Below are 21,636 nucleotides of genomic sequence, written 5' to 3'. Positions count from 1 at the left end.
AACCGGTGCTGCCGGCCCGGAGTCATCCGGGTGGGAGAGACCTCCGGACCAAGCAGCTGTTCGCCGACGTCCGGAGGTTCGTCATGGTCTCTGTCATGTCCCCCGCCGTCTGGGTGCTGACGATCGTCGGGTTGCTCGCGATCGTCGCGTTCGACCTGATCGTGATCGCTCGCCGCAACCACACCGTGACGATCAAGGACGCCACCCGCTGGGTGCTGTTCTACGTCGGCCTGGCCGGGCTGTTCGCGCTCGGCCTGTTCCTGTTCAGCCCCGGACAGTCGGGCAGCGAGTTCGTCGCCGGGTACATCACCGAGTACAGCCTGAGCGTCGACAACCTGTTCGTGTTCGTGATCATCATGGCCCGGTTCGCCGTCCCGAGCCTGGCGCAGGACAAGGTGCTGTACATCGGCATCGTGGTCTCGATGCTGCTCCGCGCGGTGTTCATCCTGGCCGGCGCGGCGGCCATCTCGGCGGCGAGCTGGGTGTTCTACATCTTCGGCGCGTTCCTGGTCTACACCGCGGTCCGCCTGGCGATCGAGGGCGAGAACGACGACGAGGACTTCCAGGAGAACGCCGTACTGCGCGGGCTGCGCCGGGTTCTGCCGCTGTCGCACGACTACGACGGCGCCAACCTGACCACCCGGATCGACGGCCGCCGGATGCTGACCCCGCTGGTGATCGTGATCTCCGCGATCGGGATGGCGAACGTGATCTTCGCGCTCGACTCGATCCCGGCGATCTTCGGGCTCACCCAGGACGCGTACATCGTGCTGACCGCGAACGCGTTCGCGCTGATGGGCCTGCGGCAGCTGTACTTCCTGATCGGCGGGCTGCTGGAGCGGATCGTCTACCTGAACGTCGGCCTCTCGGTGATCCTCGCGTTCATCGGCGTGAAGCTGATCATCGAGGCGCTGCACGGTTCGCACATCGACGACATCGGCGCGATCCACCTGCCGCACATCGGCATCCTGACCTCGCTCGGCTTCATCGTCGGCACCCTGTTCGTCACCACGGTCGCCAGCCTGATCAAGTCGTCGTACGACAACCGCCGCGAAGCCGTCCGGATCAAGATCGACGAGTGACGGCCTCGTCCGGGACCCGGGTGCGCAGGTAGAGCGCGGGGATCGGGACCAGGATCAGGCCCGACGCGAGCAGCGCCGCCCGCAGCGACGACCGGCCGACCGCGCCCAGCGGCGGGCCGCCGGCCACCTGACCGATCGCGTTCGCCTGCGACACCATCGACAGGACGGTCGCGCGGGACCGGGAGTCGATGTGCCGGTTCAGCCACGCGGACTGGACCGGGTACGCGACCGTGCCGGCGACGGTGGTCAGCCACAGTGCCGCCAGCGTCGGCCAGAGGCTGCCGGACAGCGCGAAGCCGACCACGCCGACGATCTGCAGCAGCGCGAACGTCGCGAGGATCCCGGTCGGGTGCGCCGCCGACAACCGCTCCGGGGAGAGCCGGTCGAGCGTCACCGACGTGCCGAGCGACAGCAGCGTGCCGATCAGGGCCAGGACCGTGAACCAGAACGCCGGGTCCGACGTACCGAACACGGTCGGGAAGGTGAAGGTCAGCATCTTCACCGACCACAACCGGTCGAACGCCTCGCTCGACAGGCCGCCGATCAGGCTGACCACGACCAGCGTCCGTACGACGGGGCGCCGCCGGGCGACCCCGAGACCGTGCTTGAACGTCTCCGCCAGGTGCCGGAACGTCTCCCGCTCCGCGCGCGGGGTGCGGTGGAAGTTCTGCTCGCGCATGAACAGCGCGAGCAGCAGACCGAGCAGCATCATCCCGGCGCCGGAGATCACCATCGGCAGCGGCAGGCTGATCAGTCCGAGACCGCCGGCGGTGACGATGCCGGCGATCTTCGCCGCGAGCTCGAACTGCTGCGCCCGGACGAACACCCGGCCGGCCCGCTCGGCGCCGATCTCGTCGGTGATCCAGGCCTGGTCGGCGCCGGAGGTGAAGGTGAAGCCGACGCCCCACAGCACCTGCGCGGCGAGGATCGCCAGGAACGCGGGCACCAGGCCCTGGAGCAGGAAGCCGGCGCCGATCAGCAGGAAGCCGATCACGATCGAGAGCCGGCGGCTGTACAGGTCGGCGACGATGCCGGTCGGGATCTCGAAGAGGAAGCAGGCGACCTCGAGCGTGGTCCCGACCAGGACCATCTGCAGCGGGTCGAGTCCGGCGTCGCGGACGTAGTACACCAGGTTCAGGGTGAAGGACAGCGCGGCCAGGAAGGACCAGGCGGCGTTGTAGACGTAGTACGTCCGGGCCGGGTCGGCCGATCGGTACGAAGGCATCGCGGGGTGCTCCTGAGGACGCGTGCGGACAGGACGAAGCGCGACCAGAGGTCAAACGCTTGGTTTCGGCGCACGCCGTGGTGCGCTGTCAGGAGCGGGTTCGCATGCCCCCAAGAGTAGGGGAGCACCCGGCGCGTCCGCCCTCGAATTACCCGGCCCCGCCTGGTCATCAGGAGTACTATCGGTAGTGCCTGGCCCGGCCGTTCCCCCGTGATGGTCGGGTCAGGTTCCTGTCTGGCCCCTCCCGAGCTGCGACCATGCTCGGATGCTGCGCACACCCCCACTCGACGCCTTCGGCCTCGACCTCGGGCGTCGCCAGGGGTTCTTCCAGGCGGCAGACCTGGATGCGAGATGATCGGCGCCTACGAGCGCACCGCCGCGGATCCGCTCGGTGAGCGGGAGCTGGCTGCGATCGAGCCGTTGCAGGTCGTGCTGCGCGTCCTGATGGTGATGGCCGAGCTCTGGAACGGTCAGCGCGCCGGCCGGTTCGACGAGGCGGCGATCGGGCGACAGCTGACCAAAGCCAGGTCTTGACATGGGCCGCCGTGGGCGGGTTGACTGCGACATAGTTAACACGAGAAATAAATTGTGGATCGGTCCGGTGTCGGTGGCTCAGAGCGACCCCGGGTGTGATCGGCGTGTGCCCGGATCCGGTGGCTGGCCACCGGATCAGCTGGCGTTTGCCGACCGATAGTTGCTGAGAGCAACGCCGCGAATCCCTTGTCGGCAAGGGATCTGAGCACATCGGTCACCGTCCGGTATCGACCGGCCGGGGAACTCTTCCGCTGTCCTTGGATCTGTGTCATCCTCCGGGATAGCGAAACCCGAGATCCTATCGGATATCGGTTCCACTCCAGCGCGTGAGGGAAAGGATGCGGAGTGAGCGCAACCTTCGAGGTGAAACCGGCGCCCGCGGCACCGGCGCCGCCGGCGGCGGCAACCGCCCGGAAACCACCGCGAACGAGTCGCCGGACCCAGGCCCGGCGCAGTCTTCGGCGGCACTGGCAGCTCTACCTGCTCGTCGTCGTACCGCTCGCGTACTTCGTGATCTTCAAGTACGTCCCGATCGCGAACGCGGTGATCGCGTTCAAGAACTACAGCCCGATCAAGGGCCCGTGGGGCAGTGACTGGGTCGGCTTCCGCAACTTCGAGCTGTTCTTCCAGAACCCGGTCTTCTGGACCTTGGTGAAGAACACCTTCCTGCTCTCGGTCTACACGGTGCTGGCGAGCTTCCCGATCCCGATCATCCTGGCGATCGCGCTGAACGAGATCCGCAACGGCCGCTTCAAGAAGATCGTCCAGCTGGTCACCTACGCGCCGTACTTCATCTCCACCGTGGTCGTGGTCTCGATGACGATCCTGGTGCTGTCGCCGCGGCTCGGCTTCGTCAACGACGCGATCGGGCTGTTCGGCGTACCGTCGGTCGACTTCCTCGGGCGGCCGGACTACTTCCGCCACATCTACGTGTGGTCGGACGTCTGGCAGACCACCGGATACTCCGCCGTGATCTACCTGGCCGCGCTGTCCGGGATCGACCCTGCGCTGCACGAGTCGGCGCGGATCGACGGTGCCAGCCGGCTGCAGCGGATCCGGCACGTCGACCTGCCCGGCATCATGCCGACCGCGGTGATCATCCTGGTGCTCGGCGTCGGCAACATCATGTCGATCGGGTTCGAGAAGGCGTTCCTGCTGCAGAACCCGCTGAACACCGCGCAGTCGGAGATCATCGCCACCTACGTCTACAAGACCGGTCTGCTGAACGCCGACTTCAGCATGGCGACCGCCATCGGGCTCTTCAACTCGGTGATCAACCTCTTCCTGCTGCTGGGCGTGAACTTCGCCGCCAAGCGCATCACCGGAAACGGACTCTGGTCATGAGTGTCACGTTGCAAGGATTCCGCCGTACGTCGTCGCGCCGGCACGAGTCGCAGCGCACGACGATCGAGGAGACGCGCGCCGACAAGATCTTCCTCACCGGCGTGAAGATCATGCTCTGGCTCGCGCTGATCGTCGTGGCCGTCCCGCTCATCTACATCGTCGCGAACTCGTTCAGCAGCCCGTCGGCGGTCAGCGCCGGGCGGGTGCTGCTGTGGCCGATCGAGCCGTCGCTCAAGGCCTACAAGGAAGCGTTCAGCGACCCGCTGATCATGAAGGGCTACCTGAACTCGTTCATCTACGCGATCGGCGGCACGCTGATCAGCGTCACGCTGACGATCGCGATCGCGTACCCGCTGTCCCGCCGGACGTTCTTCGGCCGGAACGTGATCATGAGCGTGCTGATCTTCACCATGCTGTTCTCCGGCGGCCTGATCCCGACGTACCTGGTGGTCCAGGACCTCGGCCTGCTGAACACCCGCTGGGCGATGGTGATCCCGAGCGCGATCGGGGTCTGGCAGGTGATCATCGCGCGGACGTTCTTCCGTAGCACCATCCCGGAGGAGCTGTACGAGGCGGCCACCATCGACGGGGCGAGCGACCTGCGGTTCCTGTGGTCGATCGTGCTCCCGCTGTCCAAGCCGGTGATCGCGGTGATCGCGCTGATGTACGCGATCTTCCAGTGGAACAGCTACTTCGACGCGCTGATCTACCTCAAGGACCCCGGCCTGTACCCGCTGCAGATCGTGCTGCGGAACGTGCTGATCCTGAACACCCTCACCGGGTCCACCACCACGACGAGTCTGGCCCAGCAGCTCGAACAGCAACAGCTGGCCAACGTCCTCAAGTACGCGCTCATCGTCATCTCGAGCCTGCCCGTACTGATCATCTACCCGTTCGTCGCCCGCCACTTCACCAAGGGCGTGATGGTCGGCGCGGTCAAGGGCTGATTCAGCCACTTCAGAGAGGAACACAGCAATGCGCTCATCCGTGAGCAAGGTGGTCGCGCTGGCCGCCGCCGGCGCGCTCGCCCTGGCGGCGTGCAGCTCGGACAAGTCGAGCAAGGGTGCGGCGAACGAGACGTCGGCCGACGGCAAGGTCGTCATCGACACCTTCACGCCGTCCGACCAGAGCACCAACATGGACACCAACGCGGTGACCAAGATCATCAGCGACAAGTTCAAGATCCAGTTCCGCTGGCAGACCACGACGTACGACGCCGGGCCGGCCAAGGAGAAGCGGCAGATCGCGCTCGCCAGCGGCGACTACCCGGACCTGTTCTTCCTGATCCCGTGGATCGACGCGTTCACCCAGGCGGAGGTGCTCAAGCTCGGCCAGCAGGGCATCGCGGTGCCGCTGGAGGACCTGATCAAGGAGAACGCGCCGAACATCCAGAAGGCGCTGGACTCCAACAAGGAGTACAAGGAGATGTCGACCGCGCCCGACGGTCACATCTACGCGCTGCCGCAGTGGGCGGACTGCTTCCACTGCACCTACCCGGACAAGCTGTGGATCAACAGCGCCTGGCTGAAGAAGCTCGGCCTGCAGGTGCCGAAGACGACCGACGACCTGCGCAACGTGCTCCAGGCGTTCAAGACCAAGGACCCGAACGGCAACGGCAAGGCCGACGAGATCCCGATGACCACCGACACCCAGGACAGCAGCCTGATCGCGTACCTGATGAACGCGTTCGCCTACGACCCGGTCGGTGCGAACAACGGCGTCCGGTCGCTGATCACGCTGAACGGCGACAAGGTCGTCACGCCGGTCACGTCGGACCAGTGGAAGGAAGGCCTGAAGTACATCCACGGCCTGTACAAGGACGGCCTGATCGACCAGGCCGCGTTCACCCAGAACGCGCAGGCGCTGCAGGCGCAGGGCAACAACCCGAAGGCTGTCGTGCTCGGCTCCGTGCCGGTGCTGTGGCCGGGCATCTTCGTCCAGCTCGACTCCAAGGACGGCCGGGACAAGCAGTACGACGCGGTCCCGCCGCTGACCGGTCCCGAGGGCAAGAGCTACACCGGGTACAACCACCCGACGTCGACCGGCTACACGTTCATGCTGACCAACAAGGCCAGCAAGGAGGCCCAGGTCGCGGCGATCAAGATGCTCGACTGGATCTACAGCGACGAGGGCCAGATGATCACCAACATGGGCCCGGAGGGTGTCGGCTGGACCAAGCCCGCCGCCGGTGACATCGCGCTCGACGCGAGCACCAAGGCGCTGTACAAGCCGAAGCAGGACGCGCCGAAGAACATCAGCTGGGGCGCGCTCGGTCAGTACAACAACACACTGGCCTACCGGAACGCGCAGGTCGTGCCGAAGGACATCTACACCGGCGCCGGCCTGGAGCGGCGGCTGTGGGAGGCCACCAAGCTGTACGAGGGCCACGAGGACAAGGCGCAGTGGTTCCCGCAGACCTCGGTCTGGCCGGACCCGAGCCTGAGCGGCGAGCTCGCGACGCTGCAGACCAACCTGAACACGTACGTCAACCAGAACCAGCTGGCCTTCATCACCGGTTCGAAGAACATCGACACCGACTGGGACGCGTACGTGAAGGGCCTCGAGAGCACCGGCATGCCGCGCTACCTGGAGATCAACCAGCAGGCCTACGACAAGTACAAGTCCGGGAGCAAGTAGTTGTCACACCTCCTGTGGTTCCGTAGCCCCGCGGCCGACTGGTTCGAGGCGTTGCCGCTCGGCAACGGGCACCTCGGCGCGAAGGTGTACGGCCGGGTCGCCGACGAGCGGATCGCGCTCAACCTCGACGACGTCTGGTCCGGTGACGGTCCGCGCACGCTGACCGTGCCGGACGGACCGGCGGTGCTGGCCGACGTACGCCGGTTGTTGCTGGAGGACGGCGATCAGCTGGCCGCCACCGAGCGGACCCGTGCGTTGCAGGGGCCGCTGGTGGAGTCGTACCAGCCGCTCGCCGACCTGGTGATCCGGTCGGCTTCGGGTGACCCTGCGGACTACAGGAGGAGCCTGGATCTGCGCACCGGGATCGCCGCCGTCGACTACACGGTCGACGGCGTGCGGTTCCGGCGCGAGACCTTCGTGTCCGCGCCGGACCAGGTGCTGGTGTGGACCGTCACGGCCGACCGGGCCGGCGCTGTCGATCTCGATCTCGCGCTCGACAGCCCGCATCCGGTCGCCGCGGAAGTTGCCGGCGGCAGCTACGGCGTGGTCGGCCGGGCGCCGTCGGACCTGACGATCGAGTACCGCGAGCGGCCGGACCCGATCCGGTACGAGGACGGGCGCGGCATCGGCTTCGGCGTCGCGCTCCGCGCCCACGCCGAGGGCGGTACGGTCACGTCCTCGCCTGACGGGGTCGCAGTTCGCGGGGCGGATCGGCTGACCGTACTGGTGGCCGCCGCCAGTACGTTCGCCGGGTGGACGGTGCCGCCGGGCCGCGATCTGTCCGTCGCGCTCGCGGAGGCGACCGCGGCTCTGGACGCGGTGACCGTGGACAAGTTGCGTGCGCGTCACGTCGAGGACCACGCCACCCTCTACGACCGGGCCGAGTTGCAGCTCGGCCCGGTCGTCACTCTGCCGACCGACGAGCGGATCAAGGCGGTCGCTGCCGGCGGCAACGATCCGGACCTGGTCGCGCTCGCGTTCAACCTGGGCCGGTACCTGTTGATCGCCTCGTCCCGGCCCGGGACCCAGGCGGCCAACCTGCAAGGCGTCTGGAACCAGGACCGTCGGCCGATGTGGGCCAGCGACTGGACCAACAACATCAACACGCAGATGAACTACTGGCTCGCCGACCTGACCGGGTTGAGCGAGTGTTTCGACCCGCTCACCGACCTGTTGGAAGGCCTGGCGGCGTCCGGCGCCGAGACCGCAAGGATCCTGTACGACGCTCCCGGCTGGGTGTCGCACCACAACGCCGACATCTGGAGGGCGACCTGGCCCGTGGGCGAGGGCGGTGACGATCCGGTCTGGGCGATGTGCGCGACGTGCGGGGTGTGGCTGACCGCGCACCTCATGGAGCACTACCGGTTCACCGGCGACGTGGCGTTCTTACGGGAACGCGCGTATCCGGTGATGGCGGGTGCGGCCGAGTTCGTCCTGGCGATGCTGGTCGAGGATCAGCGCGGTGTCCTGCAGTTCGTCCCGTCGACCGCTCCGGAGCATCACTTCGTCCTGCCTTCCGGTGCGAAGGCGTCGGTCGATCTCACGTCGACGTACGACATCTGGCTGATCCGCGAGCTGTTCGCGAACCTGGCCGAGGCCGCGTCGGTCCTCGGTCTGTCCTCCGAGCTCGTGGAGCGGGCGACCGTCGCCCGGGAACGCTTGCCGAAGATCCGTACGGCGTCCGACGGGCGGCTCTTGGAGTGGCCGACCGACTGGCAACCCTCGGAGCCGCAGCACCGTCACCAGTCGCATCTCTACGGTCTGTATCCGGGCGCGGAGATCGACCCGGTGCGTACGCCGGAGTGGGCCGCGGCAGCGCGTGCTTCGCTGGAGTTGCGGACGGAGGGTGCGGTGAACGGCGGCTGGACCGCCGCCTGGCTGGTCGCGCTCTGGGCCCGGCTGTTCGAGCCGGCGCGCGCGGTCGCGGTGATCCAGGACTACCTGAGCCGGTTGGTGTCGGACAACCTCATGCACCGCGACGGCGACATCTTCCAGATCGACGCGAACCTTGGCATCACCGGCTGCATCCCGGAACTCCTCCTGCAGAGCCACACCGACGTCGTTCGCGTCCTGCCCGCGCTGCCGGCCGAGTGGCCCGACGGCTCGTTCCGCGGCCTGCGCGCCCGCGGCGGCCTCGTGTTCGACGTGACCTGGCGCGACGGAATGCTGACCGAGGCCGTCGTACACGCAACCCAGGCCGGCACCCACCGCATCGCCGTCACGCCCCACGACGTCCGCACCCTCACCCTCGACCCCGGCCAAAAGGTCACTTTGTGCACCACATCCGCGTCGTGAGCCCGCCGGCGTACGGATCTGGTGCACAAACTGGTGGCCGGACTCGTGGGCCGTGGGTGGTTAGGGCTGCCTTACCTGAGTTGTTGTAGGGTCAGCGGTCGTGAGGAAGCTGATCGGGATCGTTGTGGCGGGTGCGGTGCTGGTGCTGGCCGGGTGTGGCGGCGGGGACACCAAGAGTTCGGACACCGGCGTCGGTGACAGGGACGTGGCGACCGGCGGGCGGCTGTTCAAGACCGCCGACGCGGAGACCGCGAAACTCGGCTCGGACGCCGCGCCGGGGGCGTTCCCGCGGACGGTGAAGGGCGCGCTCGGCTCGGTGCAGCTCGACAAGAAGCCGTCGCGGGTCGTCGTGCTGGACAGCGGCGAGCTGGATGACGTGCTGGCGCTCGGGATCACCCCGGTCGGCATGGCGACGACGGCCGGGCAGAACGGCGTACCGTCGTACCTTGCGGACAAGGCGCAGGGCATCAAGACCGTCGGCGGGATCAGCGAGCTGAACCTCGAGGCGATCGCGGCGCTGCAGCCGGACCTGATCCTGGGCAGCAAGCTGCGGGCCAACGACCTGTACGAGAAGCTGAGCGCGATCGCGCCGACCGTGTTCAGCATCCGGCCCGGGTTCCCGTGGAAGGAGAACTTCCTGCTGGTCGCGGACGCGGTCGGTGAGGAGGAGAAGGCGACCGGCCTGCTGAACGACTACCAGAAGCGCGCCGACGAGGTGAAGTCGAAGGTCGACGGCGCCCCGACGATCTCGCTGGTCCGGTTCCGCCCCGGGCAGATCCGGCTGTACGGCAACCTGTCGTTCATCGGCGTCATCCTGAAGGACGTCGGGCTGCCGCGGCCCAAGCTCCAGGACGTGCAGGACCTCGCCGTCGAGGTCTCCCAGGAGAACATCGGCCAGGCCGCCGGCGACTGGATCTTCTACTCCAGCTACGGCAAACCCGACACCACCGACGAGAACAAGGTCGTCAACGGCACCCTGTGGAAGTCCCTGGCCGCGGTGAAGGCCGGCAAGGCCGAACGCGTCGACGACGAGGTCTGGTTCCTCGGCCTGGGCCCGATCGGCGCCATGAAGGTCCTGGACGACCTGCAGAACCTCCTCGCCGCCAAGGGATAACACCCACGCGTGCTCGCGCCTGGGTTGTCAGTGGGGGCTGCAAGGATTCGGCCATGGAACATGTACTGAGTCGGCCGGAAGCGTCGGAGGCGGTTCAGGGATCTGGGTGGCGGTTCTTGCTGGGCAGTCTGCGGACAGCGGTCCCGGTCGAGTCTCTGGCGCGGGCGATCGGCTTGGCAACGGATGCTGCCGCGGTGTGCGGTGACGACGCAGACGGGCATCTTCGGGTCGACGCTCGCCCCGATCGCGTCGTCTTCACCCTGCAGTCGGTGGAGCGCGCAGCAGTGACCACCACGGATGTCGAACTCGCCCTCCGGATCACCGCCGCCGCAGAAAAGTCCGGCTTGCACACGGAGCCCGAGATCGGCACGGAAGCACCGCGGTCCGTCCAGGTTCTGGAGATCGCGATCGACGCACTCGACATTGCCGGGATCCGGCCGTTCTGGAAGGCGGTGCTGGGCTACGCAGACGAAGTGGGCAGAGAAGGGCCGGAAGATCCGCTCGTCGACCCGGTCGGTCAGGGCCCGGCCATCTGGTTCCAGCAGATGGATCAGCCGCGCCCGCAGCGCAATCGCATCCACTTCGACATCTGTGTCCCGCATGACGAGGCAACTCGACGTATCGAGACCGCACTCGCAGCCGGCGGCCGACTTGTATCCGCGACCCGTGCCCCCGCGTTCTGGGTGCTCGCCGACCTGGAAGGAAACGAAGCCTGCGTGACCACATGGCAGGGCCGAGACGGCTGAACCACGCGCAGACAGTGCCTACACCAGCCTTGCCTGGACCGGTCGGAGATTAGCGTCGAGGCATGACGGCTCCCGACATCAACAGTCCCGAAGAGCAGTTGCGGTACGAGCGCGGCCTGACGGTCCTCACGCCCGGCGTACTGACTGCACTGGGCGGTTGCGAGCGCCAGCTCGAGGTCCACCTCCGTACGTCGCTGAACGTCGGACTCACCCCGCAGGAGATCGTCGAGACGCTGATTCACGCCGCCGGGTACGCCGGGTTCCCTCGCGCGCTCAACGCCGTCGCTGTCGCCAAGAAGGTCTTCATCGAGCAGGACCTACTCCCAGTGCAGAACGGCTGAGAGCGGCGCACCGACGCCGACCGCGGACACAGGCCCACCTTCGAGCGTGCGCTTCGCCAGGCGAACGGGCACCTGCCGCGATGACCGTTGTCGAGAGGAGGAGACGGGTCACCTGATGCTTGGCACACTTTCGGATGGTCGTCGATGACTTGAGAGGCGCGATGTTTCCCCGATCTCGGAGCAAGGACCGTCAGCCGCGCGTGCGGTGGCGCGGCGCATTGGCTCCGCCGTCCGGCTTCGACTCTTTGGTCTCCGTCGGCGTCGGCCTCAGCGGTCCGGTTGCCCTGTGGACGTCGGGAGAGGACGCGCCGAAGCTTCACGAGCGCGACGAACAGCCGGGAGGGGCATCCTTCCCGCGGACCCGGCCTTCGGCCGCACCTGCAGTGGCGCTCGCGGCGTACGACGAATCCGGGACGGCCTCCAGGGTGGTGGCGGTCCCGGCGCTGTCGGTCGCCTACCCGCACGTCCAGCAGTTTCCCGACGGGTCCTTCTTGGTCGTGGGCACCCGCTGCCGCTGGACTGATCTCGGTCCCGAGCAGAACGCCACGGTGATCGGGGAGGACGGGCGGATCATCCGCCGCGGATGCCTGGGCGATGGGCTGCAGCACGTGCAGGTGGCCGCCGACGGAACGATCTGGGCCGGGTACTTCGACGAGGGCGTCTTCGGCAACCTCGGCTGGGGCGAACAGAACAGCCCCGACCCTCTGGGTGCGGCGGGGATCGTCGCGTGGTCACCAGCGTTCCAGAAGACTTGGGAGCTGGACCCCGACGAGGGTCTCGTGGCCGACTGCTACGCCCTCAACGTAGCCCCGGACGCGGTGTGGGCCTGCACCTACACCGACTTCCCGGTGGTCCGGATCGCTGACGGACACGAGAAGATTCACGATACCGAGAACGTGACCGGACCCAGCGGAATCATCACCGCACACGACCGAGTCGGACTCATCGGCACGTATCGCGACCCATCCGTCCTCATCGTCGGCAGTCTGACGGATGGTGTCTTCACCGAGACCAGCCGCACGAACCTGTGGGCACCCGACGGTGCAGCACTGCCGATGGCTCGGGTCCACTGCCGCGGTTCGGTCACACACTTCTTCTCCAACCGCGACTGGTACACCTTCGACCTCAACGAGTTCGAGTAGGGAACGCCCCCGTGCCTTCGCCGCACCTGTCGTCCGCCGCTTCCGCTGACAGCAGGCGCAGGTCAGTCAGTCCTCGACTCGCCCGCGATTGCTGACCGGCACATGCGGTGCGTGCTGAGCCACAGCGGTGGCGAGGGCGTCGTACGGCAGGCTGCGCCCCAGGATCTCGTGAGCGCCCGGCCACGGGCACGACGGTCCCCAAGCCTTCGTACTGCGGGGGAGGGCGTCCTCGTCGAGGAGCATGACGACCAGGTGCGGCTCCCAGGTGTCCTCGCCCTCGTCGTTGACCTCGTGGCGTTCGAGCCGGCACACCCCGCGGACCTGGTCCCACGGGATGGTGCGGGGCTGCTCGCCGCCGAGGCGGATGCCGGCGTCGTCGACGGTCAGCAGGACGTCGTCCTCGTCCTCCTCGCGCCGTTCCTCGAGCGCCGTGATCGCGCCGACGAGCAGCAGGATCGGCAACCCGACCGCGAAGATCAGCGGCGTCCCGCCCCAGGCCAGCCAGACCGCCTCGAGCGGTTCCCGGATGGACTCGCCGCGGATCGCCTGGACGACGACGATCGTCAGGGTCAGCGCGACCATCAGGCCGAAGATCACGGTGCCGACCGCGAGCGCGGTCCTGGTCGTGCCGAGCCCGTGGCGCTTGACGACGAACGGTGCGGTGACCTGCGCGGACGGCATACGGGCATTGTGGGCGCTGTCACCCGAAGGCACCAGTACCCCCACGGATTCCTCATCATTGCGGCGCAGTCCGGTCGTCCGTACGGATGAAATCGCCGCACCCGCCCGGGCATGGACTTTGGTCCGGCCCGGCCGTCCGCCACAATCGCTGCATGCCGGACCGCCAAACCGCTGTCGCCACCCGCCAGCCGTCGTCGCCCAGGAACGCGCGCCGCCGCAAGGGCGGCATGTGGCGGCGCGGCTGGGTGATCGCGGTGCTGGCGATCCTGTCGGCGCTGCCGCTGCTGTTCCACCGCTACGTGCCGAACTCGATCGGCAACCTCGGCAGCCTGCTCGACACGTTCCTGCCGTGGGTCGGTGTCGCGATCCCGGTCCTCGCCGTTGCGGCGCTGGTCCGGCGGTCCGCGACGGCCGGTGTCGCGCTGCTCGTCCCGGCGGTGATCTGGGCGCTGATGTTCGGCGACCTGCTGATCCCGGGCAAGGGCGGCGGGGGAGCGTACGACCTGCGCGTGCTGACCCACAACGTCGACGCCGCGAACCCGGATCCGGAGCGGACCGCGCGGGACCTGATCGCCGCCGACGCCGACGTGATGGCGCTGGAGGAGCTCACCGCGGGGGACCTGAAGATCTACAAGTCCGCGTTCGCCGAGCTGTACCCGTACCAGGTGTCCCGGGACACGGTCGCCCTGTGGTCGAAGTACCCGGTGGTCGAGACGAAGTCCGTCGACGTCGGCTTCAGCTGGACGCGCGCTCTGCGTGCCGAGGTCAGCACGCCGGAGGGCAAGGTCGCGGTGTACGTCGCGCACCTCGCCTCGGTCCGGGTCGGCACCAGCGGGTTCACGTCCGACCAGCGCAACAACACGATCAAGGCGCTCGGCCGGCAGATCGCCGACGAGCGGCTCGCGGGCGTGATCGTGATGGGCGACTTCAACGGTACGGCGAACGACCGGAGTCTCGCGCCGCTGACGACCGGCCTCCGCTCGGCGCAGGGGGCGGCCGGCACCGGCTTCGGGTTCACCTGGCCGTCGGCGTTCCCGATGGCGCGGATCGACCACATCCTGGTGCGCGGCGTCACCCCGACGAAGGCCTGGGTGATGAGCCCGACCGGCAGCGACCATCGCCCGGTGGTCGCCGAGCTACGAATCTGACGTGGCTCCCGCTCTGTGCATCATTTCCTCGATCAGGATCTCGGCTACAGCCTTGGCGTTGTAGTCCAGCAGCCAGTGGCCCGCATCCGGAAGACGGTGAACAGAACAGCTGGAGTTCGTCCATTGGCAGGTGAGGTCGACGGATCGCGCGTTGGTGAAGGGATCAAGCTTCCCCCAGATCACGGTCGCCGGCACCTCCGCTTTCGTCCAGACGCTGCGGGGATCGTTGAGCGGCATCGCCTGGTACCAGCGCAGCGCAGATTCGAACCGACGATCGCTGCGGAGATAGTCGATGTAACGGTCGACTTCCGGCGAGACCAAACCTCGCTCGGACAGAAAGGTGACGAGCCGTCGCGCGGAGCCCGCATCCCTCGGGGAGAACAACTTCAGGGCCAGTGTGCTGGATTGTGCGCCAAGGACATACCATGCCCGCAGCAGTTGAGCACTGGAGACACAGGCCTGCACGAAAGCCGCAGGATGCGGAGCAGCGAGTGAAAAGATCCTGCTCACTCGGTCGGGCGCGATCCGCGCGACCTCCCAGGCAACCGACGCTCCGAGATCGTGCCCGACGACCGCGGCCTCTGGGATCTCGAGTTCCGACATGAGCGCCAGAACATCCTCGGCCAGCTTCGTCGAGGTGTAGTTCGGTCGCGGGCACAACTCGGACCCCGTCCGGTAGCCGCGCATGTTCGGAGCGATGACTCGGAAGCCAGCCGCGGCGAGCTGATCGGCGACGTGATCCCATGCGGACATGTTCTGGGGGAAGCCGTGCAGGCAAACAAAGGTGGGACCGCTGCCCCGGTCCAAAATGTCTGCAGCGCCTACCACTCTGACGCTCCTTGGACCTCCCGCTGGGCGACCGCCGCCAGCGGTACTGGAAATCCGTGCGTGCCGAGATACTCCCGCATAACGCCTATCGAGCCGATTCCGGGGAGTGCCGAGACGATTCGATCGACCCGCAGCAGCGCGGACGTGTACTGAGGATCGCGCAGAATCGGACCGAAGATCTCTTCGTACCAACCCTTGCCGATGAGGTCCATGCCGGGCGGTCGCCAGAGCTTACTGATCAGGACGCGAGTCGTCCGCTGGGCGGCCGGTGAGGCGCCGAGAAAGATGTCGGCTGCGGTGCGATAGAAACGCATGTGGCGAGATTCCTGTTTTGCGATTGCCCTCAGCACCAACGAGACCGGCGGCGTGTCGCAGCGCTGCGCGAGGTGGTTGTAGGTGGTCAGCGCCACCAGTTCCTGCATGGCGCCCAACGTACAGTAAGCGGCCTTCAATCCGGGGATTCTCCGGCCCAGGTACAGACTCGGCCAGGTGATGAATGCTCGAACGTCGCGTGACCAGCGACGCTCGTCGATCGCCAGGTCGGTCGTCCCGTAGTTGCGAGCCAGGTGCTTCAAAGCGCGGCTGTGCTCGCCCTCTTCCGCGAGCCAGACGGCGATGAACTCGAGCAACTCAGGCGACCGATCCGCTCCGGATGCGGCCAGTTTGCGCCGCATGACCTGAGAGTCCGCCTCGATCATCGACAATGCCAGCAGCATCCTGCCCAGTTCGGGATCGACGCCGAGGCCGGAAACCTCACGAGCCGCCGTCCAGTCGACCGGGCCCCACGAACTCAGGTACCAGTCGAGCAACTCCTGCAGGTCGCTTTCTCGGCCAATAGGTTGTTCAGGCACCTCGCCACCCCCATCAGTAGATGATGCGCAGAATCTGAATGACGACCGTCAGTGAGGACACGAAGCCAAGAAGGTAGACGATGCGTGCCGTCATGCCTGCGTACGGATTCACACGAACCTTTCTGATTCGATCCGCCATCGCCCCTGCGGCGGTGACCTGCTGCGCGCTTGCCGCAGGACCCTGGACCAGCATGAGTTTGGTCAGTTCGGCGCTCTTCCAGTTCGCGATGTTCTTCCTGATCAGATAGATCGGAATGCCGACATAAAATGGCGTTGTCGCCAGCCATTGAATGAGTAGTGGCGAGAGCACGATTGCAGGATGATTCGGCAACGAGATCGCGACCATTGCCATCGCGATGCCGTGAATGATGATCGCTGTCCAGGTGCAGAGCAGGATTCTCCGGACGTCAGACCAGCCGAAGTGGCCGTCCAGGTTGTCGACGTCGGCGGTGTAGCCGATCGATTTCCTGGTGCGCCAGAGGAGTACGACGGCGCGACCGCCATAGACATTTTGCAGAGCGACTGAGTACACGAAGAGGGTTCCCCAGCCGACGTAGCCGAGCCACGCCCAGCCCTCTGAAGAGATAGCTGCCCACCACAAGGAGTACTTGACGGCGCCGCCGTGCCCGGCGGGGTCCAGAACCGGGTAATCACTGCCGACCGCCAGCGCCTTGCACACGACGCTGACCGAGAGGAACGAGAATGCAAGGATCGCGAGGCTCGTTCGTGACGCCCGGCGAAAGTACGTGTTGCAGGACCGCACCTCTTGAAGGACCGCGGCTCGTCCCTTCGGCCACGTGAGGATGTTCCGCCGCTCCATCGAGTCGAGGAACGACTCGATGCCCAACCATTGGCGATACATGAGGCCTGGCGTCAAGGACAGCAGAGTTATTGTGATGAGCAATGGTAGGTCTCTGAGGAAACTCATCCGCTCCGAAGGAGGCGCCGAGTCGCAGAGCTTGTCATTTGCGTAGATGTACGCCTTAACGTCGTGGCAGAGCAGCCCTGCGAGATGAGCCTGACCGAGATCTTCGCCAGCCGCCGCAAGCACAGCGAACGATCCGAGTGCGACGAGCGGCAAACAGAACAGGAAGTTGCCGCTTGAGTTCCGTCGTCGCAAGTGCTGAAGTAGTGGCGCTCCTTGGAATATCCAAAGTCTCAGATCTTGTGCCATCCAGGTGTTTCCCCCAGCGCTTCGCGGCCCTCGACGTTCTGATTATCGGACATCGAGGAGACGGTCAACCCAGCTGAGCGTGTCGCCCGCACGACCGTCACGAATCTGACGCGATCCCTTTCCGGTAGGCGTACCGCACCGCCTCGGCGCGGTGCCGGGCGCCGATCTTGGCGAACGTGTTGTTGATGTGCGTCTTGACGGTCGCCTCGCTGATGAACAGCCGCCCGGCGATCTCGGGGTTGCTCAGTCCCCGCGCGATCAGCCGCAGGACCTCGGTCTCGCGCGCGGTCAGCCCGTCGCCGCCGGGATCGGCCGCCGGCGCCAGGCCTGCCACGAGCCGTTTGGTCACCTCCGGGTCGAACGTCGACTGACCGGCCGCGGTGGAGCGCAGTGCGGCGCCGATCTCGGCCCGGCCGGCGTCCTTGGTGAGGTAGCCGCGGGCCCCGGCGCGGAGCGCGTTCGCGATCGACGCGTCGTCGGCGTACGTGGTCAGCACGAGGACGGCGACGTGCGGGAAGTCGGCGGTGATCCGCGCGGTCGCCTGCGTGCCGTCCAGGACCGGCATCCGCAGGTCCATCAGCACCACGTCGACGTTGCCCCCGGCAACCAGGTCGACGGCCTCGACGCCGTTCGCGGCCGCGCCGGTCACCTCGACGCCGTCGATCAGCCCGAGCAGTGCGACCAGTCCCTCCCGCACGACCTGCTGGTCGTCCGCCACGACGACCTTGATTGCGTCACTCAACCTCTGCCACCACCAACCAGTCGTCGCCGTCCGGACCCGCTGTCAACGTCCCGCCGACCAGTGCCAGCCGCTCCCGCATCCCGGTCAAGCCGAACCCCTCGCCGCTCGTCACGCCCTTGTTCCGAACCGACAACCGTACGCCGTCGAGCCGCATCTCGACCGTCTGGCCGGGTGCGTGCTTGGCGGCGTTGGTCAGCGCCTCACGAGCGGCGCCGAGCAGCGCCACAGTGACGGCGGAGTCCAGCTTCCGCGGGTGGCCCGTGACAGCGAGCTGTACAGCAGTCCCGTGGTCCTTCTCGTGCTGCTCCGCCAGTCCGGCGAGCGCTGCGGGAAGCTCCGGCACAGCATCGGCCCGCAGGGCAGCCACGGCGTTCCGCGCCTCGGTCAGCCCCTGGACGGCGAGCCGGCGCGAACGACGTACCCGCTCGAGCGCACCGGCCGTGTCGCCACGCTCCTCCAGCAACGCCTCGGCCACCTCGAGTTGGACGCTCAGCGCGCCGAGCGAGTGCGCCAGTACGTCGTGCAGGTCCCGCGCGATCCGCCCGCGCTCCTCCAGCGTGGCGGCGCGGGCGTGCTCGCTCTGCGCCAGCCGGGTCTGCGCGAGCAGCTGCTCGGTCTGTCGCGCCTGCACCTCGTACTGACGCCGGTTCAACCCGAAGGCGACCAGTACGGCCGTCCACAGCAGCTGGGTGAAGTACCAGCTGTCGGACTGGTCGAACAGCCAGGCCGACCCGGCGTAGGCGGCTGCTACGCCGATGCCGGCAGCAATGATCGGGCGATTGCCGTGCCGTTGGAAGTCGAGCACTGCAATGTCGGTGATCGCGACCAGCACCAGGACCAGCGCGTTCGACTGCGGGTAGCCGGCGATCAGAGCACTGGCGACGGTCACGACGGACAGCAGTGCGAAGGAGACGTACGGCCTGGCTGTCATCAGGACTGAACCAGCCAGGAACAGGGCGAAGCTCACTCCGAGCACGACCCAGACCCAGCTGTCCGCAGGGCGGGCCGTGGAGAGCACCGCGACTGCGACGCCGCTGGCGAGAACCCGGCCGACCCAGCCGCTCTCTCCGTGCGGACGGGGCGGCAGCAGCGCCTTCAGCTTCACTGGTTGGTGTACTCCTCGGCCATCTGGCTCGCCTTGCTCTGGATGATCAGCGACTGGGTCAACAGGTTCGCACCCATCGAGACCATCAGCGCACCGCCGCCGGCGACCGAGGCGCCGAGCAGGTGGCCGAGACCCGCGAGCCCGAGCCGGACGACCAGGTAGGCCACCATGATGCCGAGTCCGGGCAGGCCGAGCCGGAAGAACACCTTCCCGGCGCGCCGCTCGACCTGGGCGACCCGTCCGGAGCCGACGCCGGCCACGAGGGCCAGCACGGCGCCGGCGACCAGCAGGACGATGTCGAGGGCGCCGAGTCCGGTGTGCCGGTCGTACAGCTGGTAGACGCCGACCCCGATCAGCACGAGCGGGCCGCGCCAGACGTCGGTGTCGGAGTTCTCCAGCTCGGACCAGGACAGCCGCCGGGCGAGGACGACGACCACGACGGCGACCACGACTAGTGCGTTGGGCAAGGTTCCGAGGCTCATGTCACGGACGGTAGGCCGGTCCGGTCATCGCTGGGTACCGACCAGGGGTGGAGATCCGGGTGGAGAACCGGCCGGGTCACCGACGGTTTGGTTGAAAGTAGGAGTAACGTTCCTCAGCGGTAACAACACGATCAGTCACAGCGGTGATCCGGAGGCCCGATGCTTGCCCAACAATCCATCCTCAGACTGGACGCGACGGCGATCGACTACATCATCATCGCCCTGTACTTCGTCTTCGTGCTCGGCATCGGCTACCTGGCCAGACGGGCGGTGTCCAGCAGCCTGGACTTTTTCCTGTCCGGACGCTCGCTGCCCGCCTGGGTGACCGGCCTGGCGTTCATCTCGGCCAACCTGGGCGCCATCGAGATCATGGGCATGTCGGCGAACGGCGCGCAGTACGGCATGCCGACCGTGCACTACTTCTGGATCGGCGCGATCCCGGCGATGCTGTTCCTCGGCGTCGTGATGATGCCGTTCTACTACGGCTCCAAGGTCCGCAGCGTGCCGGAGTTCATGCTCCGCCGGTTCGGGAAGCCCGCGCACCTGGTGAACGCGATCAGCTTCGCCCTGGCGCAGGTGCTGATCGCGGGCGTGAACCTGTTCCTGCTGGCCACCATCGTGAACGTGCTGCTCGGCTGGCCGATCTGGGTGTCGGTGATCGTCGCCGCCCTGATCGTGCTCAGCTACATCACGCTCGGCGGGCTGTCCGCCGCGATCTACAACGAGGTGCTCCAGTTCTTCGTGATCGTCGCCGCGCTGCTCCCGCTGACCCTGATCGGCCTGCACAAGGTCGGCGGCTGGGAGGGCCTGGTCGACAAGGTGACCGCGTCGCCGGGCGGCGGCGAGCAGATGAGTGCGTGGCCCGGCAACGCCCTGAGCGGCTTCAGCAACGACTTCCTGTCGGTGATCGGCATCGTGTTCGGCCTCGGCTTCGTGCTCTCGTTCGGCTACTGGACGACGAACTTCGTCGAGGTCCAGCGGGCGATGGCGTCGAAGAACATGTCGGCGGCCCGGCGGACCCCGATCATCGGCTCGTTCCCGAAGATGTTCGTGCCGTTCATCGTGATCATCCCCGGCATCATCGCCGCGGTGATCGTGCCGGAACTGGCCCAGTTCAAGGCAACCGGCAGCGGCGAGGTCGACTACAACGACGCGCTCCTGCTGCTGATGCGCGACCTGCTGCCGAACGGCATGCTCGGCCTGGCGATCACCGGCCTGCTGGCCTCGTTCATGGCCGGTATGGCGGCGAACCTGAGCTCGTTCAACACCGTCATGTCGTACGACATCATCGAGCGCTACGTGATCAAGGACCGGCCGGACGACTTCTACCTGCGGACCGGCCGCTGGGTGACGGTCGCGGGCACGGTGATCGCGATCGGCACGGCCGCGATCGCGTCCGGCTACAGCAACCTGATGGACTACCTGCAGCAGCTGTTCTCGTTCTTCAACGCACCGCTGTTCGCCACCTTCATCCTCGGTATGTTCTGGAAGCGGATGACCGCGGCGGCCGGCTGGATCGGCCTGGTCAGCGGTACGGCGACCGCGATCCTGGTGTTCGTGCTGTCCGAGAACGGCGTGATCAACCTGCCCGGTCAGGGCGCCAGCTTCGTCGGCGCCGGTGCGGCCTTCGTGGTCGACATCCTGATCAGCGTCCTGGTCAGCACCATGACCCGGCCGAAGGAGGACTCCGAACTGGTCGGCCTGGTGTACTCGCTGACGCCGAAGGAGCAGCGCACCGAGGTGACGCTGCGCGGTGACCACGGCTGGTACCGCAGGCCGGTCCTGCTGGCCGGGATCTCGCTGGCGATGACCGTCGTCCTGAACATCGTCTTCGGCTGATTGGGAGCAAGTGATGGCACAGAAGAAGACCGGAGCGTTCGACATCCGGATCGTGATCGCCGCCCTGGTCGGGATCTACGGCGTGGTGCTGACGATCCTCGGCCTGGTCGAGAAGCAGGCCGAGATCGACAAGGCGGCCGGAATCAACATCAACCTCTGGGGCGGCATCGGGATGCTGCTGTTCACCGCCCTGTTCGTGCTCTGGGCCCGGCTGCGGCCGATCGTCGTACCGGTCGAGGACACGTCGGCCGGCAAGTAGTCATGTCCGTTCGGCGAACATCGGCGTCCGGTCGGGTCCTCCCGTCCGGACGCCGCCGTTCGTAGGC

21 protein-coding genes are annotated in these 21,636 nt (G+C 67.0%); 13 read left to right on the top strand and 8 right to left on the bottom strand.

Annotated features, from left to right (window positions below; translation table 11 throughout):
* Positions 1 to 95 precede the first annotated feature (95 nt).
* Positions 96 to 1,082, top strand: a complete 987-nt coding sequence (locus ABZX12_RS02595; RefSeq protein ID WP_355689146.1) for a TerC/Alx family metal homeostasis membrane protein — start codon at positions 96 to 98, stop codon at positions 1,080 to 1,082.
* Here the strand turns inward: ABZX12_RS02595 and ABZX12_RS02590 are convergent.
* On the bottom strand, positions 1,066 to 2,307 hold the full coding sequence (locus ABZX12_RS02590; protein ID WP_355689144.1) for an MFS transporter: 1,242 nt from the start codon (positions 2,305 to 2,307) through the stop codon (positions 1,066 to 1,068). The genes ABZX12_RS02595 and ABZX12_RS02590 overlap by 17 nt on opposite strands.
* 351 nt (positions 2,308 to 2,658) lie before the next feature.
* Here ABZX12_RS02590 and ABZX12_RS02585 point away from each other — a divergent pair, with 351 nt between their 5' ends.
* From ABZX12_RS02585 to ABZX12_RS02545, 9 genes are all read left to right on the top strand, one after another.
* Positions 2,659 to 2,841, top strand: a complete 183-nt coding sequence (locus ABZX12_RS02585; RefSeq protein ID WP_355689142.1) for a hypothetical protein — start codon at positions 2,659 to 2,661, stop codon at positions 2,839 to 2,841.
* Positions 2,842 to 3,186: 345 nt separating this feature from the next.
* Positions 3,187 to 4,185, top strand: a complete 999-nt coding sequence (locus tag ABZX12_RS02580; protein ID WP_355689141.1) for an ABC transporter permease subunit — start codon at positions 3,187 to 3,189, stop codon at positions 4,183 to 4,185.
* The gene (locus ABZX12_RS02575) at positions 4,182 to 5,132 is read left to right on the top strand and encodes a carbohydrate ABC transporter permease (RefSeq protein WP_355689139.1); all 951 of its coding nucleotides are present in this window, start codon (positions 4,182 to 4,184) and stop codon (positions 5,130 to 5,132) included. Before ABZX12_RS02580 ends, ABZX12_RS02575 begins: the two co-directional genes overlap by 4 nt.
* Before the next feature lie 28 nt (positions 5,133 to 5,160).
* Positions 5,161 to 6,822, top strand: coding sequence for an ABC transporter substrate-binding protein (locus ABZX12_RS02570; protein WP_355689138.1), 1,662 nt, complete (start codon positions 5,161 to 5,163; stop codon positions 6,820 to 6,822).
* Positions 6,823 to 9,117 (top strand): glycoside hydrolase family 95 protein, encoded by a 2,295-nt coding sequence (locus tag ABZX12_RS02565; RefSeq protein WP_355689136.1) that lies wholly within the window; start codon positions 6,823 to 6,825, stop codon positions 9,115 to 9,117.
* A 100-nt stretch (positions 9,118 to 9,217) separates the two neighbouring features.
* Entirely contained in the window at positions 9,218 to 10,231 is a 1,014-nt protein-coding gene (locus tag ABZX12_RS02560) for an iron-siderophore ABC transporter substrate-binding protein (protein ID WP_355689135.1), read from the top strand.
* Positions 10,232 to 10,347: 116 nt separating this feature from the next.
* The gene (locus ABZX12_RS02555) at positions 10,348 to 10,977 is read left to right on the top strand and encodes a VOC family protein (RefSeq protein WP_355689134.1); all 630 of its coding nucleotides are present in this window, start codon (positions 10,348 to 10,350) and stop codon (positions 10,975 to 10,977) included.
* Between the two features lie 62 nt (positions 10,978 to 11,039).
* Complete coding sequence (locus tag ABZX12_RS02550) at positions 11,040 to 11,318, top strand: carboxymuconolactone decarboxylase family protein (RefSeq protein ID WP_355689132.1); 279 nt, start codon at positions 11,040 to 11,042, stop codon at positions 11,316 to 11,318.
* 161 nt (positions 11,319 to 11,479) lie between these two features.
* Positions 11,480 to 12,460, top strand: a complete 981-nt coding sequence (locus ABZX12_RS02545) for a hypothetical protein (RefSeq protein WP_355689130.1) — start codon at positions 11,480 to 11,482, stop codon at positions 12,458 to 12,460.
* Positions 12,461 to 12,526: 66 nt separating this feature from the next.
* Here ABZX12_RS02545 and ABZX12_RS02540 read toward each other — a convergent pair whose 3' ends face one another.
* Complete coding sequence (locus tag ABZX12_RS02540) at positions 12,527 to 13,141, bottom strand: hypothetical protein (RefSeq protein ID WP_355689128.1); 615 nt, start codon at positions 13,139 to 13,141, stop codon at positions 12,527 to 12,529.
* Positions 13,142 to 13,293: 152 nt separating this feature from the next.
* Between ABZX12_RS02540 and ABZX12_RS02535 the strand changes: the two genes are divergently transcribed.
* Positions 13,294 to 14,289: an endonuclease/exonuclease/phosphatase family protein gene (locus ABZX12_RS02535; protein WP_355689126.1), complete on the top strand. Its 996-nt coding sequence runs from the start codon at positions 13,294 to 13,296 to the stop codon at positions 14,287 to 14,289.
* Here ABZX12_RS02535 and ABZX12_RS02530 read toward each other — a convergent pair.
* From ABZX12_RS02530 to ABZX12_RS02505, 6 genes are all read right to left on the bottom strand, one after another.
* Positions 14,278 to 15,117, bottom strand: a complete 840-nt coding sequence (locus tag ABZX12_RS02530; protein WP_355689124.1) for an alpha/beta hydrolase — start codon at positions 15,115 to 15,117, stop codon at positions 14,278 to 14,280. The genes ABZX12_RS02535 and ABZX12_RS02530 overlap by 12 nt on opposite strands.
* Positions 15,111 to 15,968, bottom strand: a complete 858-nt coding sequence (locus ABZX12_RS02525; RefSeq protein WP_355689122.1) for an acyl-ACP desaturase — start codon at positions 15,966 to 15,968, stop codon at positions 15,111 to 15,113. The genes ABZX12_RS02530 and ABZX12_RS02525 overlap by 7 nt, the downstream gene beginning before the upstream one ends.
* 13 nt (positions 15,969 to 15,981) lie before the next feature.
* Positions 15,982 to 17,142 (bottom strand): hypothetical protein, encoded by a 1,161-nt coding sequence (locus ABZX12_RS02520; RefSeq protein WP_355689121.1) that lies wholly within the window; start codon positions 17,140 to 17,142, stop codon positions 15,982 to 15,984.
* Between the two features lie 97 nt (positions 17,143 to 17,239).
* Positions 17,240 to 17,884 carry a response regulator transcription factor gene (locus tag ABZX12_RS02515; protein WP_355689119.1) on the bottom strand — a complete coding sequence of 215 codons (645 nt, stop codon included), beginning with the start codon at positions 17,882 to 17,884 and terminating at the stop codon, positions 17,240 to 17,242.
* Positions 17,877 to 18,989, bottom strand: coding sequence for a histidine kinase (locus ABZX12_RS02510; RefSeq protein ID WP_355689117.1), 1,113 nt, complete (start codon positions 18,987 to 18,989; stop codon positions 17,877 to 17,879). The genes ABZX12_RS02515 and ABZX12_RS02510 overlap by 8 nt, the downstream gene beginning before the upstream one ends.
* The gene (locus ABZX12_RS02505; RefSeq protein ID WP_355689116.1) at positions 18,986 to 19,471 is read right to left on the bottom strand and encodes a hypothetical protein; all 486 of its coding nucleotides are present in this window, start codon (positions 19,469 to 19,471) and stop codon (positions 18,986 to 18,988) included. Before ABZX12_RS02505 ends, ABZX12_RS02510 begins: the two co-directional genes overlap by 4 nt.
* 159 nt (positions 19,472 to 19,630) lie before the next feature.
* On the opposite strand from ABZX12_RS02505, the gene ABZX12_RS02500 reads away from it, so the two are divergent.
* Positions 19,631 to 21,310 carry a sodium:solute symporter family protein gene (locus ABZX12_RS02500; RefSeq protein ID WP_355689115.1) on the top strand — a complete coding sequence of 560 codons (1,680 nt, stop codon included), beginning with the start codon at positions 19,631 to 19,633 and terminating at the stop codon, positions 21,308 to 21,310.
* A gap of 13 nt (positions 21,311 to 21,323) precedes the next feature.
* Complete coding sequence (locus ABZX12_RS02495; protein ID WP_355689113.1) at positions 21,324 to 21,569, top strand: hypothetical protein; 246 nt, start codon at positions 21,324 to 21,326, stop codon at positions 21,567 to 21,569.
* Positions 21,570 to 21,636 lie beyond the last annotated feature (67 nt).

The organism is Kribbella sp. NPDC003505 (genome assembly GCF_040610875.1).
Classification (GTDB): domain Bacteria; phylum Actinomycetota; class Actinomycetes; order Propionibacteriales; family Kribbellaceae; genus Kribbella.
This window is presented reverse-complemented; position numbering and strand designations above follow the sequence as displayed.